The sequence below is a fragment of the Iodobacter arcticus genome, assembly GCF_042664895.1.
GTDB lineage: Bacteria > Pseudomonadota > Gammaproteobacteria > Burkholderiales > Chitinibacteraceae > Iodobacter > Iodobacter arcticus.
In genome coordinates this window covers 158,833-175,267 of record NZ_JBHTBQ010000019.1, presented here as the reverse complement: position 1 = coordinate 175,267, position 16,435 = coordinate 158,833, and the positions used below count along the sequence as shown (strand labels likewise).

15 protein-coding genes are annotated in these 16,435 nt (G+C 49.4%); 11 read left to right on the top strand and 4 right to left on the bottom strand.

The annotated features are described in order from the left end of the window. Positions 1 to 133: 133 nt before the first annotated feature. From gyrB to dnaA, 3 genes are all read right to left on the bottom strand, one after another. Entirely contained in the window at positions 134 to 2,545 is a 2,412-nt protein-coding gene (gene gyrB / locus ACFQNF_RS12060; RefSeq protein WP_380188200.1) for a DNA topoisomerase (ATP-hydrolyzing) subunit B, read from the bottom strand. A 208-nt stretch (positions 2,546 to 2,753) separates the two neighbouring features. Further along, a complete protein-coding gene (gene dnaN, locus ACFQNF_RS12055; protein WP_046351797.1) occupies positions 2,754 to 3,860 on the bottom strand; it encodes a DNA polymerase III subunit beta in 1,107 nt (368 codons plus the stop codon). A 230-nt stretch (positions 3,861 to 4,090) separates the two neighbouring features. Continuing rightward, positions 4,091 to 5,458, bottom strand: coding sequence for a chromosomal replication initiator protein DnaA (dnaA, locus tag ACFQNF_RS12050; RefSeq protein WP_380188199.1), 1,368 nt, complete (start codon positions 5,456 to 5,458; stop codon positions 4,091 to 4,093). Between the two features lie 231 nt (positions 5,459 to 5,689). Here dnaA and rpmH point away from each other — a divergent pair, with 231 nt between their 5' ends. From rpmH to ACFQNF_RS12000, 10 genes are all read left to right on the top strand, one after another. Next, positions 5,690 to 5,824: a 50S ribosomal protein L34 gene (gene rpmH, locus ACFQNF_RS12045; RefSeq protein WP_293933600.1), complete on the top strand. Its 135-nt coding sequence runs from the start codon at positions 5,690 to 5,692 to the stop codon at positions 5,822 to 5,824. Positions 5,825 to 5,887: 63 nt separating this feature from the next. Continuing rightward, positions 5,888 to 6,214 (top strand): ribonuclease P protein component, encoded by a 327-nt coding sequence (gene rnpA, locus ACFQNF_RS12040; protein WP_046351799.1) that lies wholly within the window; start codon positions 5,888 to 5,890, stop codon positions 6,212 to 6,214. Then, complete coding sequence (yidD, locus tag ACFQNF_RS12035; RefSeq protein WP_082752849.1) at positions 6,202 to 6,411, top strand: membrane protein insertion efficiency factor YidD; 210 nt, start codon at positions 6,202 to 6,204, stop codon at positions 6,409 to 6,411. Before rnpA ends, yidD begins: the two co-directional genes overlap by 13 nt. Before the next feature lie 24 nt (positions 6,412 to 6,435). Further along, on the top strand, positions 6,436 to 8,103 hold the full coding sequence (gene yidC, locus ACFQNF_RS12030) for a membrane protein insertase YidC (protein ID WP_380188198.1): 1,668 nt from the start codon (positions 6,436 to 6,438) through the stop codon (positions 8,101 to 8,103). Positions 8,104 to 8,169: 66 nt separating this feature from the next. Next, the gene (locus tag ACFQNF_RS12025; RefSeq protein ID WP_380188197.1) at positions 8,170 to 8,568 is read left to right on the top strand and encodes a hypothetical protein; all 399 of its coding nucleotides are present in this window, start codon (positions 8,170 to 8,172) and stop codon (positions 8,566 to 8,568) included. A 19-nt stretch (positions 8,569 to 8,587) separates the two neighbouring features. Beyond that, the gene (mnmE, locus tag ACFQNF_RS12020) at positions 8,588 to 9,922 is read left to right on the top strand and encodes a tRNA uridine-5-carboxymethylaminomethyl(34) synthesis GTPase MnmE (RefSeq protein ID WP_380188248.1); all 1,335 of its coding nucleotides are present in this window, start codon (positions 8,588 to 8,590) and stop codon (positions 9,920 to 9,922) included. A gap of 205 nt (positions 9,923 to 10,127) precedes the next feature. Beyond that, positions 10,128 to 10,265 (top strand): hypothetical protein, encoded by a 138-nt coding sequence (locus tag ACFQNF_RS12015; protein ID WP_380188196.1) that lies wholly within the window; start codon positions 10,128 to 10,130, stop codon positions 10,263 to 10,265. A 133-nt stretch (positions 10,266 to 10,398) separates the two neighbouring features. Further along, positions 10,399 to 11,826 (top strand): acyltransferase family protein, encoded by a 1,428-nt coding sequence (locus ACFQNF_RS12010; protein ID WP_380188195.1) that lies wholly within the window; start codon positions 10,399 to 10,401, stop codon positions 11,824 to 11,826. A 20-nt stretch (positions 11,827 to 11,846) separates the two neighbouring features. Then, positions 11,847 to 12,062, top strand: a complete 216-nt coding sequence (locus ACFQNF_RS12005; protein ID WP_380188194.1) for an SGNH hydrolase domain-containing protein — start codon at positions 11,847 to 11,849, stop codon at positions 12,060 to 12,062. 312 nt (positions 12,063 to 12,374) lie between these two features. Continuing rightward, positions 12,375 to 12,872 carry a DUF6630 family protein gene (locus tag ACFQNF_RS12000; RefSeq protein WP_380188193.1) on the top strand — a complete coding sequence of 166 codons (498 nt, stop codon included), beginning with the start codon at positions 12,375 to 12,377 and terminating at the stop codon, positions 12,870 to 12,872. A gap of 175 nt (positions 12,873 to 13,047) precedes the next feature. On the opposite strand, the gene ACFQNF_RS11995 is transcribed toward ACFQNF_RS12000, so the two are convergent. Further along, positions 13,048 to 14,037, bottom strand: a complete 990-nt coding sequence (locus ACFQNF_RS11995) for an NAD(P)/FAD-dependent oxidoreductase (RefSeq protein WP_380188192.1) — start codon at positions 14,035 to 14,037, stop codon at positions 13,048 to 13,050. A 605-nt stretch (positions 14,038 to 14,642) separates the two neighbouring features. On the opposite strand from ACFQNF_RS11995, the gene ACFQNF_RS11990 reads away from it, so the two are divergent. Continuing rightward, positions 14,643 to 16,382 carry an ABC transporter ATP-binding protein gene (locus tag ACFQNF_RS11990; RefSeq protein ID WP_380188191.1) on the top strand — a complete coding sequence of 580 codons (1,740 nt, stop codon included), beginning with the start codon at positions 14,643 to 14,645 and terminating at the stop codon, positions 16,380 to 16,382. Positions 16,383 to 16,435: the final 53 nt, after the last annotated feature.

The following is a 16,435-nucleotide window of genomic DNA, read 5'->3' as shown; positions in this document are numbered from 1 at the left end:
AGAAAATAATTCTTTCCAGTAAGCTGCATATAGTCGCTGATCCGAAAAACCCAACAAAAAAGCCCCTTGCGGGGCTTTTTAATCCTCAAACTAATGCCCCAAAAATCTAGAAATTAATGGGATCTTGCAACCATCAAATATCCACATTCCGCGCAATCAGTGCGTTTTGTTCGATAAATTGACGTCGCGGTTCTACCTGGTCGCCCATCAGGGTGGTGAATACGGCATCCGCACCAAGAGCGTCTTCTACGTTTACTTTCAGCAGGCGGCGCACAGTCACGTCCATGGTGGTTTCCCATAGCTGTTCCGGGTTCATTTCGCCCAGACCTTTATAGCGCTGGATGGCGATATTGCGGCGGATTAAGCCGAGCAGCCATTCGATAGCGTCTTTAAAGTTGGTCACAGACTGGATTTGCTCGCCACGTTTTACTTTAGCGCCATCACCCAGCAGGCCATTTAGCATATCGGCGGTTTTGCGCATTTGCGCGTAGTCGCCGGATAGCAGAAAGGCTTCGTCCAGATGCTGGATGGTGGATACGCCGTGCTGACGACGGGATACCTTAATCACATAGCTTTCTTCAGAGCGAGTAAAGCTAAAGCTGTAACGCGGGCTGTTTGGCGAGGCGACTTTTTCTAAGGCGGCGGTTAGCAGATCAACGCTTTGCTGTGCTTCTGCTTCTGTGCTCAAGGCCAATGCTGGCAAGCCAATCATGGCTTGTAGTACGGCGGCATCGATAAAGCGGCTATGCCTGTCGATCACGGCTTCAGAGGCGAAGTATTGGCGGGCCAGTTTTTCCAGTGCGTCGCCAGCAATGGCTTCCGCGTCTGCGCTTGGTAAGAGCGATGCGCCGTTTAAGGCTTGGCGCAGCAGGTATTGCTTCAGCTCTGCTTCGTCTTTGAGGTAAGTCTCGCTCTTGCCGTGCTTGATTTTGAATAGTGGCGGCTGGGCGATATAGATATAGCCGCGCTCAACCAGTTCTGGCAATTGGCGGTAAAAGAATGTCAGTAGCAGGGTACGGATGTGCGAGCCGTCCACGTCCGCATCGGTCATGATAATGATGCGGTGGTAGCGCAGTTTGTCGATATTAAAATCGTCTTTACCAATACCGCAACCGAGCGCGGTAATCAGTGTGCCCACTTCCTGGCTAGAGATCATTTTATCGAAACGTGCGCGTTCTACGTTCAGGATTTTACCTTTCAAAGGCAGAATCGCTTGAAACTTACGATCGCGGCCTTGCTTGGCCGATCCACCCGCAGAATCACCCTCGACGAGGTAAATTTCAGATTTTGCAGGGTCTTTTTCTTGGCAATCGGCCAGCTTACCCGGCAGGCCAAGGCCATCTAACACGCCTTTACGACGGGTTAGCTCGCGGGCGCGGCGGGCTGCATCGCGGGCACGGGCTGCATCTACAATCTTGCCGCAAATGATTTTGGCGTCATTTGGGTTTTCTAAGAGGAAATCGGCTAGGGCTTGGCTGATGACTTCGCTGACTACCGGGCCAATTTCGCTAGAAACCAGCTTGTCTTTGGTTTGGCTGCTGAATTTTGGATCAGGCATTTTCACTGATAACACGCAGGTCAGGCCTTCGCGCATATCGTCGCCAGAGGTTTCTACCTTGGCTTTTTTAGCGTGATCGTTTTGCTCAATATATTGATTAAGCGTACGGGTCATCACTTGGCGCAGCGCAGTCATATGGCTGCCGCCGTCGCGCTGGGGAATATTATTGGTGAAGCATTGAACCGATTCCTGGTAAGAATCATTCCATTGCATCGCTACTTCTACAATCATGCCGTCTTTTTCGCCAACAGCATGGAAGATATGCTGATGCAATACTGATTTATTACGGTTCATATATTGCACAAAGCCGCTTACGCCACCTTCATAAGCAAAGTTTTCTTCCTTGCCGTGGCTGCGGTCGATCAGCTGGATTTTTACGCCGTTATTTAAGAAAGACAGCTCGCGAATGCGCTTAGCCAGAATTTCAAAATGGTATTCAATCAAGCCAAAAGTCTCGATCGAAGCCATAAAGTGCACTTCGGTACCACGGCGCTCGGTGTCGCCAATCACGGCCAACGGAGAAACCGCTTCGCCCTGACGGAACTCCATGCTGTGCGCTTTGCCATTACGGCGAATCGTTAGCTTTAGCCAATCAGATAAGGCATTCACCACCGATACACCCACACCATGCAAGCCGCCAGAAACCTTGTAGCTGTTCTGGTCAAACTTACCGCCGGCGTGCAGCTCGGTCATGACGATTTCGGCGGCAGAGCGCTTAAATTCGTCGTCTTCTTTGATATCAGTAGGGATACCACGGCCGTTATCTTCTACGCTGATCGAATTATCGGCGTGAATGATCACTTTAATCGTATCGCAATGCCCGGCTAATGACTCATCAATAGCGTTATCCAGCACTTCGAACACCATATGATGCAGGCCGCTGCCGTCCTGTGTATCACCGATATACATGCCCGGACGTTTCCGAACGGCTTCAAGACCTTTCAGAATTTTAATGCTATCGGCGCCATATTCTTGTTGCTCAGACATTGCTAATTCCTTAAATCAACATACGAGCTTGGCCCATTTTTGGCCAAGCTAAATTTTTATAAAGATGTAAACGGCATATTCAAGCCCAAAAACTTGACTCAAAGCCAATCAAAATCATAAAAACAGTGCGAATCATTCTTCGCAAACTAACATCTTACAAATGCAAAAGGCCGGGGCAACCCCGACCTTAGCCGTAAACTTACCGAAGCTAGATGCGCATTGGCATCACAATGTATTTGAAATGCTCGTTATCTGGAATAGTAACCAGTACCGAGGAAGTCACATCGCCAAACGAGAAGTGTAGCGTTTCAACCGATGTATTGGTCAATACGTCCAGCAAATACTGGATGTTAAAGCCGATATCCAGCGGCGCGCCGCTGTAATCCACTTCTACTTCTTCCTGCGCTTCTTCCTGCTCATTGTTATTACACATAATTTTGAGCAAGCCGTCGGTGAGCACTAAGCGCACGCCACGGAATTTTTCATTCGATAAAATCGCAGCACGCTGCATCGAGGCCAATAACATCTGGCGCTCAATCAACAAGCCTTTATCATTATTTTGCGGAATCACGCGGTTGTAATCGGGGAATTTACCGTCGACTACTTTGCTGTGAATCACGATATTGCCAAAGGCAAAACGTACTTGATTGCTTGCGATATCGATGGTGACTTCATCATCCGAATCAGCCAGCAATTTATATAATTCTAAGATTGTTTTACGCGGCAAAATCACTTCATTCTTAGCGAAATCGCCCAGAATCTCTGCCGAAGCAAAAGCCAAACGGTGGCCATCGGTGGCAACCAGTTTCAGCAAATTGCCTTCAGTCACCATAAACAAACCGTTCAAGTAATAACGGATATCCTGATGAGCCATCGTAAATTGCGTACGCCCCAGCAAGGCTTTTAACTGGCCTTGTGGCATGCGTACTGTAGCGCGCAGATTGGTATCTACCGCCAGTTGCGGGAAATCAGCGGCAGGCAGCGTTTGCAGATTAAAGCGGCTTTTGCCTGCCTTAATCGTCAGACGGCCGTCGGCTTCTTCCATGCTCACTACGGTTTTATCCGCAATCGCACGCAAGATATCAGACAGCTTTTTAGCTGCGACTGTAATGGCGAAATCGTCGCCAGAAAAGCCTTCGGCCTGACGGCTACTGATCTGAATTTCAAGATCGGTGCCGGTAAAGGACAGGGCGTCGCCATCCTTCTTGATCAACACGTTCGAGAGAATGGGCAGGGTATGCCTGCGCTCAACAATACCGGTGACCGTAGCCAGCGGCTTCAAGAGCGCATCGCGTTCGGCTTGCAAGAGTTGCATGGCGCCTCGTTCCAAAAAATGGGTTTAACCGCAGGATTCTAACCGATTTACAGCATGTGTAGGGAATGAATGGTATTTAGCCAAATCAAATAAGCTAAGCAGCACCCAAACTTACAAACCAGCCATGTTTTATGCAGGTGCATACACAGGCACTGACATTCAACGCAGCTGGCAATGCAGATTTGCTGGCAGCGGGCTTCTCCCGCCCAACAACAAACCCACACCAAAAATTAACTACGCAGCATCTGCAGCAACACGCCATATTGATGAGCGATTTCGCTATCGCTACCACGCATTTCTTCAATGGTGCGGCAAGCATGCAAGACCGTGGTGTGATCTCGCCCGCCAAAAGCTTCACCAATGGCAGGTAAAGACATTTGCGTGAGCTCTTTAGTCAGCGCCATGGCAATCTGCCTTGGCCGCGCAATATCACGAGTGCGCTTTTTAGAATGCATATCTGCAATCTTGATTTTATAAAAATCTGCGACAGTTTTCTGAATATTTTCTACCGATACCTGACGGCTACCAGACGCTAAAATATCTTTCAGCGCTTCTTTAGCTGCATCCAGTGTAATCGGCTGATTGGTAAAGCGAGAATAAGCCAATACCCGCTTCAATGCGCCTTCTAACTCCCGCACATTTGAGCGGATATGTTTAGCGACAAAAAACGCTACGTTGGCATCAAGCTTAAAGTTTTCGCGCTCGGCTTTTTTCATCAGAATTGCCACGCGCATTTCTAGCTCAGGCGGCTCGATCGCCACCGTTAAGCCCCAGGAAAAGCGCGAAGTTAAGCGCTCTTGCAAGCCGTCGATTTCTTTTGGATAGCGATCGGAGGTGATAATAATTTGCTTGTGCGCTTCCACAAGGGCATTAAAAGCGTAGAAGAATTCTTCCTGCGTTTTGTCTTTGCCCACAAAGAACTGAATATCATCAATCAGCAGCAGATCAAGCGAGTGGTAGTAGCGTTTAAACTCATCAAACGCTTTGTGCTGGTAAGCACGCACCACATCTTGCACGTATTTTTCGGCATGAATATAGCGAATCTTGGCGCCCGGATTACGCTGATGCACATAATTACCAATCGATTGAATCAAGTGAGTTTTACCCAAGCCCACGCCGCCATAAACAAATAGCGGGTTGTAGCTTACGCCGGGGTTTTCTGCCACTTGAATCGCCGCCGCACGCGCCAATTGATTGGCCTTACCGGTGACCAGCGTTTCAAAAGTAAAATTAGGGTTTAAGCGTGTGGTTTCGTGATTGGCGGCCGAAGCGCTAATCACCGCCTTAGCAGGCGCAGGTTTACCCTCTGCAACGCTGCTGCTAGCCTGAGGCGCAGCAGCAGGCCTTTGCATTGTGCCTACGCGCAAGGCAATAACAGGCGCATCGCCCGTTGCAAAGGTGGAGGCAGCTTCTTCAATCATTCCAAGATAACGATCACGAATAAATTGTAAGAAAATCTGATTAGGTACGATCAGGTTTAAGCCTTCATCGGTCATTTCAACCGTTAGCGGTTTAATCCAGATGCGAAACTGGTCCGCGCCTAAACGACGCTCCAACTCAGCAAGGCAGTGGGGCCAGCAATTTTCCTGCACAGACATAGGGGTATCCTGTCCGTCGTGATTTGTGGAATACACAAGTGCCCCACACAGGAGGCCCACAACGAAAGCGGTGATGTTTTCAAAAGAGAACGAGGGGCGATTGTACCGCTTCACCCCCTACTTATCCACAGCCCGATTATGATGCCGCTTAATAAAAGGCATTGACACAGGCGCCTAGAGGGCATATAAACGGCGGTTTACTTCGATTTTGTTTGGCAGGGATCCAATATTATGAAACGTACATTTCAACCTTCAGTTATCAAACGCAAACGCACTCACGGTTTTCGTGCCCGTATGAAGACCGTTGGCGGCGTTCGCGTTGTTAACGCTCGCCGCGCAAAGGGCCGCAAGGTTTTGACCGCTTAATTGCGGGCAGAACCTTGATGCTAAGCTTTGTTGGGACACTCCCAAACTGGTTTTGCGCGCAATATGCGCCTGCTAAAAGCGGATGAATTTTCATCCGTTTTTAGTTTGCGCTGTTCTTCTTCCAATGATTTTTTTCAAGTGCTTGGCAGGCCCAACGGGCTGGATCACGCCAGACTTGGCTTAGTCGTCGGTAAAAAAACAGACAAGCGGGCCGTAGGTCGCAACTACATCAAACGCACAGTGCGGGAAACATTTCGCCTGAACGCAAATAAAGTAACCGGCATCGATCTGGTGGTACGTGCACGTCGGCCATTTGGACGAAAAGAAGGCGCTGCAGCACGTGAAGCACTTATTTCACTGCTCGGCAAGATTCACAAATGTCGAAAATAATCGTCGCGCTACTGCAACTTTACCGGTTTACTATTAGCCCGCTCCTAGGAGCGCGCTGTCGCTTTACGCCAACTTGCTCCCAATACGGCATTGAAGCCGTCACACGCTACGGCGTGATGAAAGGGGGCTGGCTAACTACTCGCCGGCTATGTCGTTGTCACCCTTGGGGTGGCTGTGGCTATGATCCGGTACCATAAATCTGCATACCCTTTCGAGCCAAGATGGATACCAAAAGACTCATCCTCTTTATCGCGTTGTCATTCGGCATTCTGTTCTTCTGGCAGAAGTGGATGGAAGAGCGTTACCCTCAAATAAAAACCCCTGCAGCAACTGCAAGCGCTACAAATGGTTCTACGCCACAGGCTGCAGCACCAGGTCAGGCCCCACAAGATGCAGGCAGACTGCAACGTGGTCAGCGCATTACCGTTAAAACAGACCTGTTTAATGCAGAAATCGACACCAATGGTGCCGATCTGCGTAGCGTAAAGCTGCTTAAACACGGCATGATTGATAATGCCAAAAAGCCATTTGCCTTACTGCAAGACGAAGGCGAGCATATTTATGTGGCACAAACCGGCCTGATCGGTGAAGGCCTGCCTACGCATAAAAGCACTTTTACCAGCGCACAAACCGCCTACCAACTGGCTGATGGCCAGAAGGAAGTCTCTGTTCGCCTAGAAGCTGCCGGCCCTGATGGTATAAAAATCGCCAAGATTTATACCTTTAAGCGTGATAGCTATCTGATTGATGTGAAGTACGAGCTGGTTAACGGTTCTGCTAAACCATTGACCACTTCGGCTTACTACCGTTTGCTACGCGATGGCAAAACACCTGAAGGTAGCGGCGGCCATATGGGAGCCACTACCTTTACTGGCCCTGCTGTTTACACTGAAAAGAAGAAATTCGAAAAAGTGGAATTCAGCAAGCTGGATAAAGGTGAAGCCACCTACGAGCAAGCAGCTAAAGACGGCTGGGTTGCCATGCTTCAACACTACTTTGCTACTGCGTGGATTGTTTCACCTAAAAACGCGCCAGCAGTGGGCGGTGCAAATGGTGTTCGCTACGAGCTGAAAAAGCTGCCAGATGGCCTGTACTCTGCCGGTGTGATCGTAGAATTGCCGACGATTGCTGCCAATGCAAAGTATGAAACGAGCATTCCATTGTTTGTTGGCCCAGAAGAAACCCGTGTACTGAATACCGTAGCCGAAGGTTTTGATCTGATTAAAGACTATGGCATTTTCACCATCTTCTCTAAGCCTATCTTTGCGGTTCTGGATTTCATCCACAAGATGGTTGGCAACTGGGGCTGGTCGATTATTTTGCTGACCATGCTGATCAAAGCGATGTTCTTCCCGCTGGCTGCTGCGAGCTATCGCTCTATGGCTAAAATGCGCAAGCTTGCACCGCGCATGGAACAGCTAAAAGCGAAGCATGGCGATGACAAGATGAAGTTCCAGCAAGCCGTAATGGAAATGTATAAAACCGAAAAAGTGAATCCGCTGGGTGGTTGTCTGCCTATGCTGGTACAGATTCCGGTGTTTATTGCACTTTACTGGGCACTGCTGGCATCGGTTGAGCTACGCCAAGCACCATGGATTTTCTGGATTACCGACTTATCGGTGAAAGATCCTTACTACGTACTGCCTGTGTTGATGACGATTTCGATGTATATCCAAACATCGCTGTCCCCTCCTCCACCGGATCCGATGCAAGCTAAGATGATGAAGATTATGCCGCTGATGTTCAGTGTGTTCTTCTTCTTCTTCCCAGCAGGCTTGGTTGTGTACTGGGTAGTGAATAACGTGATTTCTATTGCCCAGCAATGGTATATCACGCGTAAGATTGAAAAAGCAGACGACGACAAGCCTATTAAGCTGGCTAAAGCTTAACAAGTCACTGCCAAATAACGCCGCCTTAGGGCGGCGTTTTCATTTCAGAGCAGCCGAGTATTTGTAATGACCACACAACAAATCCACACTGAAATTGAGCACTTTTTTAATACCTATTGCCTTGCTTACAATCAGCAAGATAGCCCGAGTATTGCTGGGATGTTTGCCGTGCCTTCAGGCATTGCTCAGCATGGGCAATACACGCATTTTTCTAGCCCGGATGCCACAGCAAGCAATATGCAGGAGCTTTGCCAGTGGTATACAGAGCATGGTTTTTTAAAAGCTAGCTTCAAGATTAATCAGCTCTTTTTGCAAGGCGCGCAACACGCCATCGCAGATATCAATTGGCATATTGAACGCAAGCAACAAGCGCCGTGGCAGTTCCATACCACGTATAATCTGATTAATACATCGCAAGGCTGGCTCATCCTGCTTTGCACCGCTTATGAAGAAAGTTTTACTTAATCCCCATACCGAGTCCGCCATGCTTTACACCCCCGACATCATCGCCGCCATTGCCACTGCCCCGGGTCGAGGTGGCGTGGGCGTTATTCGTATTTCTGGCCGTCATTTGGGCGATATTGTAGAAAAACTCATCGGCAAGCCCTTAAAGCCCCGCTACGCCCACTTCGCCCGATTTAAAGCCGAAGATGGTACGGTGTTAGATGAAGGGATTGCACTGTATTTCCCCGGACCCAATTCCTTTACCGGCGAAGAAGTGCTGGAATTACAAGGCCACGGCGGGCCTGTGGTGATGCAGATGCTGCTGGCTCGTTGCTTAGAGCTGGGCGCACGCTTTGCCGAAGCGGGCGAGTTCAGCAAACGCGCTTTTTTCAATGGCAAAATGGATTTGGCACAAGCCGAAGCCGTTGCCGATCTGATCGACGCCCAATCGACTGCTGCCGCCAAATCGGCGCTTAAATCGCTGGATGGCGCGTTCTCGCGTGAGATTCATGTGCTGGTCGACGAGCTAATCACTCTGCGTATGCTGGTAGAAGCCACGCTCGATTTCCCCGAAGAAGACATCGATTTCCTAGAAGCCGCCAATGCCCACGGCAAATTGCTGGAGCTGCAAAGCCAGCTGCAACGCGTGCTTGGCACCGCGACTCAGGGCAAATTGCTGCGTGAAGGCATGCATGTGGTCCTCATCGGCCAGCCTAACGTAGGCAAAAGCAGCCTGATGAATGCGCTAGCAGGAGAAGAAATCGCCATCGTCACCGATATTGCTGGCACGACTCGCGACACCGTGCGCGAGCTGATTCAACTCGATGGCGTGCCTGCGCACATTATCGACACCGCAGGCTTGCGTGACACCACCGATACCGTAGAAAAAATCGGTATTGAGCGCACCTGGGCAGCGATTGCCAAAGCCGAACTCGCCCTGCTGCTGATCGACAGCCGCATCGGTATTACCAGCGACGATCAAGCCATCCTGGACAAACTGCCGCCGGAGCTGCCCGTACTGCGCGTCTTTAATAAGATCGACCTCACGGGTGATGTGCCAGGCATTGTGGCCGACAATGAAATCCACGTATCCGCCAAAGCAGGCATCGGCCTAGACGAGCTACGCAGCAAGCTGCTCACTTTAGTAGGCTGGCATGGCCATGACGACAGCGTATTCATCGCCAGAGAGCGCCACCTTAACGCCATCCGCCGCGCCCAAAGCCATCTGGTGACGGCGGAAAGCGCCTATCTGCAAATCGAAATATTTGCAGAGGAATTACGTCTGGCGCAAAACGCACTCAGCGAAATCACCGGGCAATTCACCTCTGACGATTTACTCGGCGTGATTTTTAGCCGCTTTTGTATTGGAAAGTAATTAAGCAAGCCCGTAAAAAAACCCGCTTTAATGCGGGTTTTTTGCTTTTAAAAACCAATAAAATATATCGCAATCTGCTATGAATAAGTCATAAAACGGGAAGAGCTGATCAATCACGCCTATCCCGCATACCACCCTCAGTACTTTGCATCACACCGTGCTGCACTAAGCAGGTGTTTTTATGCACTACTTCTAAAGGCGGCGAATGACTTTAATTAAAAACACATCCCCTTCTAGCTATATTCCAGAAATAGATAGCCTGCGTGCAATCGCTGTTTTATCGGTTATTTTATTTCATTTTAACCCGCTGATTTTGCCCGGTGGTTTTTCAGGAGTAGCTTAGCCAAAAGCAGGCAAACTCATTTTGTGAACTTTGTGCTGCAATTTTATTCGCGGCGCATTATCCGCATTTACCCGGCACTCTTGGCTTGTTTAATGATTGTTGGTCTGCTGCAAACGCTCTTTGTGCCCGCATCATGGCTAAGCCAAAGCACGAACAGCACAGCCTTGTATGCTTTGCGGGCTTAAGTAATTTTGCACTGATCTGGTTTAACGATGGCTATTTCTCACCGCGCGTTGAGTTTAATGCCTTTACCCATACCTGGTCTTTGGCTGTTGAAGAGCAGTTTTATCTGCTATTCCCCTTCGTGTTTTTTATCTGGATTAAATATAAAGAACAAAAAAACTTTATGGGGCGAATCTCCCCATACCTATTGCCGCTGCTGTTTATTATTTCTTTGTTTTATTCTTGGTATGAAACCCAACTCGCCCCAAACCATGCCTATTACCTGCTGCCCAGCCGATTCTGGGAGCTGGCCAGTGGCGCAATGCTATTTATATTTCATCAGCAAAACAAACTGATTGCTCAATCAAAACACAGCTCAAACTTTGCCATTGCACTCGGTATGATATTAATTGTGGCTGGGTTTATATATTCAGACCCAAAAGCCTTTCCTTTTCCTTGGGCTCTATTAGCTGTAAGTGGCACTTTATGCCTGATTGCTGGCGTTGCTAAGACATCAGGCCGTTTAGGAATCATCCTGCAATGCTCATGGTTGGTTTATATCGGCAAAATATCCTATTCACTCTATTTATGGCACTGGCCTGTTTTGGTGCTATTTAGATGGACAACAGGGCTGGATCACCCAAGCAATATACTGGCTGCAGCTCTAACCACAGGCTTATGCAGTATTTTTTCCTATCATTTTTTAGAGCGCCCCATACGCAAAAACATTTTTATTCATAGCAAGCGAGACTGGCAAATTGCAGGAGGCGGCGTTTCAATTATTTTGCTCTGCTTTATTTCTACCCAGCATATTTTCAAAGCTCAGCCACGACTTAGCCTGAGCGTTACCCGTGATGTGCAAAACTGGTATCCCGAAGCTTGGCCATCTGCCAGCAATACGCTGAAAGCCACTGCTTTGGCAGATCGAAAAATCTTTATTCTGGGCGATTCACACGCCGTAGCTTACCGCACCATGCTGCGTAAGCTGAGCGATGAGCAAGGCATTGAAGTTTTACCTTACTCGGCAGCAGGCGGTCCTGTCGCCAATTTACGCCAGACAGCAAACCCACAATGTGCAGAATTTATTGAGCAAGCGCTCGGGCAAATCGAGCACACTGCACAAGCGGGCGATCTGATTTTTTTAGCCTCGCTCAGAATGCCCCGTTTAAGCGATCAATGGACCACCTTTATCGAGGCACAAGTTTTAGATTCCAATCAAAAAGCAGATGAGCATCGTAATCAGATTTTGGCAGAAGCAGAAAACATCATTAGCCGCTTAGAAAAACGCTCTTTAATCGTAATGCTGGATGCGCCCAAACCCGTTTTTAAATCTCCCCCTTTCGCTGCTCAGACTGGTTTAACGTCAACAACCCCATTTGCCAAAGCGGCCTCAGTATAAAGCGCAGCTATTTGCAAGAAATGAGCAAGCCCGCCTCCACCACGCTAGCCGCTTTGCAAAACAAGCACCCCAAGCTGCTTGTTTGGGAAACTTTCTCTGCCCTATGCCCATCAGATACTTGCTCAGCTTTTGATCGAGGATTGCCTTTATTTTTTGATGGCGATCATTTAAGCGCTCATGGTAACCGGGTGCTTTATCCTTCATTCCTTGCCCTGTTGCGTACGGCATGGCGCTAGCTTTGGATACTTGAAAGCTTATAAAATATACTGTGGCATCTTACTGACAGCACAAACAAAGAAAGCATCTATGCAATCCAAGCGTATTATGATCAAGTTATTATGCTGACAATCAGCAAGATTCAAGCTTTATATTGCGAAAAATACCCCATTACTTAGCTTTTAAACTACTTAATAATGATTAAATTTTAATCATTTAATGCGATGCTGAGTGCTCAATTTATTTTCGGCAGAAAATTCCAGAGAGTAAGCTTTGCATGTGCAATGATTGAATATACTTTTAAGGCATAACTGTACTAAAAGGAGTCCACCGTGAGTACTGCTGACCAAGCATCAGTTAAGCGGCTTTTAGAGCTAATTAATCTGGATGATCGTGCCGCTGTTGAAGCGCAATGGCTGGCATTTGAAGAAGAGCTTGACGCTCAGAGCGATGATGAATCTGACGATGAAACAGAGCTGATCTGGATCATCAAAGATGTGATCGATTGGGAATCGGGCTTCTTTGTAGATTGGAAAGACACCGAATCTTTTATTTCCTGCATTGAAACGCTAGTTGAGCGTGTCGATATCAGCATCGACTGGGGCGTGGACGATCCGGATGATGATGAGTTTCTGGATAACACCAGCGTGCCGGATCTGATGGAAGCCGCTTTCGAGCAGCTACGCACTCACGGCTACACGCTATGGAATTGGGCAACAGATGGCGATTGCTACGGCGGCTGGATTGCTAAAAGTGCGGATGACGAGGAAATGCTAAGTATTTCTGAGGCACTCGGTGTGGAATTCAGAACAGGTGATATGCCATTTTAAGCAGCAAGGAACAAGCCCAGCCAAATCTAATTTTGTAGGGTGTACAACGACGAAGCCGAAGCACCGAGAACCGGTGCGCAAGAAAAACAACTTGCACACCCTACGCAAACCCGACTTTGCACAAAGCTTGGCCTTACGCTGATGCGCCTTTATCGACAAGCTTCATCCCCACCGCTTAAGCCAATAAAGCTGCAGCCAAGGCAGAGCCAGAGCGGTAAGCGCCTTCTACCTTGCCGCCTGCTAGCCAATCCCCGGCTAAAGCTAGGCCATCATTGCTTAAAGCATAGGGCAAATCAGCCACCGGCAATGCTCCACTCGCAAAGCGCCAGCGATGCGCGCTCATTTGCAGTAGCTTAAAGACAGGTAAACCATCGACAGGCATATCATGGAAAAGATCGCCAAAAGCCCGGCTTAGCATGGCGCAGGCTTTATCCGGTGTTAATTCCAGATGCTGACGTGACCATTCTGGCGAGGCATGCGCCACCCAGTTTTCCTCACTACCGCGTCCCAGCTTGCTGCTATTTCTAGCCAGCCAGCTCAGCGGTCCCTGATTAATAAACAGGCCATCAAAAGGCAGGGCAATGGGTCTGGCAGAATGAATGAGTAAGGCCCAGCAAGGCTCCATCTGACAAGAGGCAGCAAGCGTAGCCAATGCATGGCCTGCTGGTAATAATGGCCCTACTTGCTCGGCAGGCGTGCTCAGTACCACTTGGCTGGCTTGCCAGCTTTGCTCGCCTGCTAAGACTTGCCAACCACCATCAATGGCTTCAAGCCCGGCGATCTTCACATCAAATAAAATCTCAATTCCATCAGCCAGAGCGCGGAGTGGCGCATTCATTCCCGGCACACCTACCCAGCGTTGTGTAGCACTAGGCGTACTAAAACGCTGCCCATCCCAAGCCTGGATTTTTCCTTGCCAATCCGCCACAGAGCCCGATTGCTGCCAAGCTGCAACTTGCGCCGCAAAATCACGATCGCTGGCCGTGAAATATTGCGCGCCATGATCCCAAGCGCCTTTTTCAGTCCGGCGGCAAGCCATACGGCCACCTAAGCCACGGGCTTTTTCTAAAACCAGAACCTTCTTGCCTGCATCTTGTAAGCGCCGGGCACAGCTTAAACCTGCCATGCCTGCGCCAAGAATAAGAACATCGTAATGGGAAGACATGTTTTCTCTCTTCAATCTTTAATTAATTAGCTATAGCCGAATTTTAGCACCCCGCCCCTTACTCAACCCTATCAATCTCAGGGGAATTTGTAGGTTGGGTTAGCAAGCTTTATCGCGTAACCCAACATTCTATTTGCGCATAAATGTTGGGTTACGCTGGTTTATCCGCCTTTTAAATAGACGAATAAACCAGCTAACCCAAGCTACAAAAGCATCATGCCTCGCGGGTTTTGCTCAAGTTGATAGGATTGACTCCTTGCTGCCTACAGCTAGATTGCAATAATTCCTTTCAACACACCGTACATTTAATACACAAGAAGTGGGTAATGCTTGCTTCCCTGCTTACCAATTCCTAGATAAACTCTTGCGTAATATCTAAGCAGCCTGTCGGACTTAGGCGGTCGAAGCGAAAAATCGCATGGTTGAAACCAGATTTTGCCGAATTTGCAGCGCCAATAACGAGTTATTGGTCAAAAATACGGTGAAATATGGGCCAATCAGGTGATTTTGCAGCCGACTGATGCTAAGTCCGACAGGCTGCTAAGCATTAAAATAGAACGCTCTTCCTTACCTGCATCACCTCCAGCTTTCGAGATCAACTCCATATGACGCTGTTTAAATTATTGGGCGATTTTGTCCGCCGCCATTGGCGTGCCTATATTTTGGCTGCGCTCATGCTCTTTGCCGTGGCCGTGCTCACGGTATGGATTCCGCGCCAAGTGGGTCAGATGATTGATGGCTTAGTCAATAAATCGCTGACGCCTGATTTACTGCTCTGGCAACTGGCGGGACTCGTTGCGATGGGGCTAAGCATCTACTTTTTGCGCGTAGGCTGGCGCTTGCAGCTGTTTACGGCGGCTTATCGCCTAGGGATAGAGCTAAGGGTGCAGCTTTACCAAAAGTTAGCCGCCCAAGGCCCGGCTTTTTATCATCGCCAACGCACTGGCGATTTGATGGCGCGCGGCACCAATGATATCGACGCAGTAGAAATGGCCGCGGGTGAAGCCATGCTGGCTGGTTTTGATGGCTCGATGACGCTGATCCTCGTGCTGGCGATGATGACGCTGGGCATAGATTGGCGCTTGGCCGCCGTTGCCCTGCTGCCTTTCCCGCTAATGGCGCTGGGTTTTTGGCGGCTATCGCGCCAAGTGCATCAGGCGTCTACCGATTCGCTAGAGCGCTTTTCGGCGCTCAACGATCATGTGCAGGAAACACTGGCAGGTGTGCGCACACTTCGTGCCTTGGGCTTAGAAGGCCGCAATAGCAAGGTGCTATCTGGCCTTGCCGAAAACGCTGCCAAAGCCAGCCTTGATGCGCAGCGCTGGGAGGCCGCATTTGAACCCGTAGTCGGCATGACGCTCACTGCGGCCAGCGTATTAACGCTATCTTTAGGCGGCTATCTGGTTTGGCACAATGAGCTAAGCATCGGCGCACTCACCAGCTTTAGCATGTATCTGGGCCAGTTAATCTGGCCGATGTTTGCTGCAGGCTGGGTACTCTCCCTGCTAGAGCGTGGCAAGGCAGCATGGGCGCGGCTTGATCCGCTGCTCAGCCAGCCACTCTCCGTAGACGATCATGGTGCAGTTGAAACCGCACCCAACGGCTTACTAAATTTTGACGCGATTGAGTTTACTTACCCAGAGCAAAACAATGCCGCACTGGCGGGTATTTCGCTCAGCCTTGCTGCCGGGCAAACGCTCGCTCTGGTTGGCCCAACGGGATCGGGTAAATCAACGCTGCTACGTATGCTGCTGCGCCAATACCACCCGCAAAGTGGCGCTGTGCGTTGGAATGGCGTGAATGTGGAAGAATATAAATTACAGCAACTACGCTCGGCGATGAGCTGGGTGCCGCAGGAGTCGTTTTTATTCTCGGCATCGGTCGCAGAAAATATTGCCCTGATTAAACCAGATGCCACGCGAGCCGAGATTGAACGCGTCGCCAAGCTGGCAGCAGTGCACGACGATATTCTGCGCCTGCCGCAGGGCTATGAAACACCGGTTGGCGAGAAAGGCGTATCGCTTTCTGGCGGACAACGCCAACGTGTCGCCATCGCCCGCGCCCTGCTGTCTGACGCACCGCTGCTGCTGCTCGACGATGCGCTATCGGCGGTAGATACACAAACCGAAACGCAAATTCTGGATCACCTAAGGGACGCCAAGCAAGGACGCAGCATGATTATCGTCAGCCACCGCCTCTCTGCCGTGGTCGACGCCAACCATATTGCGGTACTGAAACACGGCAAGGTGGTAGAAAGCGGTACGCATCAAGAGCTGGTCGATCTAGATGGCTGGTACGCCAGCCAATGGCGCTACCAACAGCTGGAAGCAAGCTTGGAAGAGTGATTATTACTTACACACAATACTTAAAACCCTAGGTTCTGTAGACACAGAGCTCA

Excerpts from the sequence above, each read along its gene's own strand:
- rnpA (WP_046351799.1), top strand. The coding sequence starts at position 5,888 with ATGCGCCTGCTAAAAGCGGATGAATTTTCATCCGTTTTTAGTTTGCGC.
- ACFQNF_RS12025 (WP_380188197.1), top strand. The coding sequence starts at position 8,170 with ATGACCACACAACAAATCCACACTGAAATTGAGCACTTTTTTAATACC.
- ACFQNF_RS12005 (WP_380188194.1), top strand. The coding sequence starts at position 11,847 with ATGAGCAAGCCCGCCTCCACCACGCTAGCCGCTTTGCAAAACAAGCAC.
- dnaN (WP_046351797.1), bottom strand. The coding sequence starts at position 3,860 with ATGCAACTCTTGCAAGCCGAACGCGATGCGCTCTTGAAGCCGCTGGCT.
- ACFQNF_RS12010 (WP_380188195.1), top strand. The coding sequence starts at position 10,399 with ATGGCTAAGCCAAAGCACGAACAGCACAGCCTTGTATGCTTTGCGGGC.
- yidD (WP_082752849.1), top strand. The coding sequence starts at position 6,202 with ATGTCGAAAATAATCGTCGCGCTACTGCAACTTTACCGGTTTACTATT.
- gyrB (WP_380188200.1), bottom strand. The coding sequence starts at position 2,545 with ATGTCTGAGCAACAAGAATATGGCGCCGATAGCATTAAAATTCTGAAA.
- dnaA (WP_380188199.1), bottom strand. The coding sequence starts at position 5,458 with ATGTCTGTGCAGGAAAATTGCTGGCCCCACTGCCTTGCTGAGTTGGAG.
- ACFQNF_RS12015 (WP_380188196.1), top strand. The coding sequence starts at position 10,128 with ATGACTTTAATTAAAAACACATCCCCTTCTAGCTATATTCCAGAAATA.
- ACFQNF_RS11995 (WP_380188192.1), bottom strand. The coding sequence starts at position 14,037 with ATGTCTTCCCATTACGATGTTCTTATTCTTGGCGCAGGCATGGCAGGT.
- yidC (WP_380188198.1), top strand. The coding sequence starts at position 6,436 with ATGGATACCAAAAGACTCATCCTCTTTATCGCGTTGTCATTCGGCATT.
- rpmH (WP_293933600.1), top strand. The coding sequence starts at position 5,690 with ATGAAACGTACATTTCAACCTTCAGTTATCAAACGCAAACGCACTCAC.
- mnmE (WP_380188248.1), top strand. The coding sequence starts at position 8,588 with ATGCTTTACACCCCCGACATCATCGCCGCCATTGCCACTGCCCCGGGT.
- ACFQNF_RS11990 (WP_380188191.1), top strand. The coding sequence starts at position 14,643 with ATGACGCTGTTTAAATTATTGGGCGATTTTGTCCGCCGCCATTGGCGT.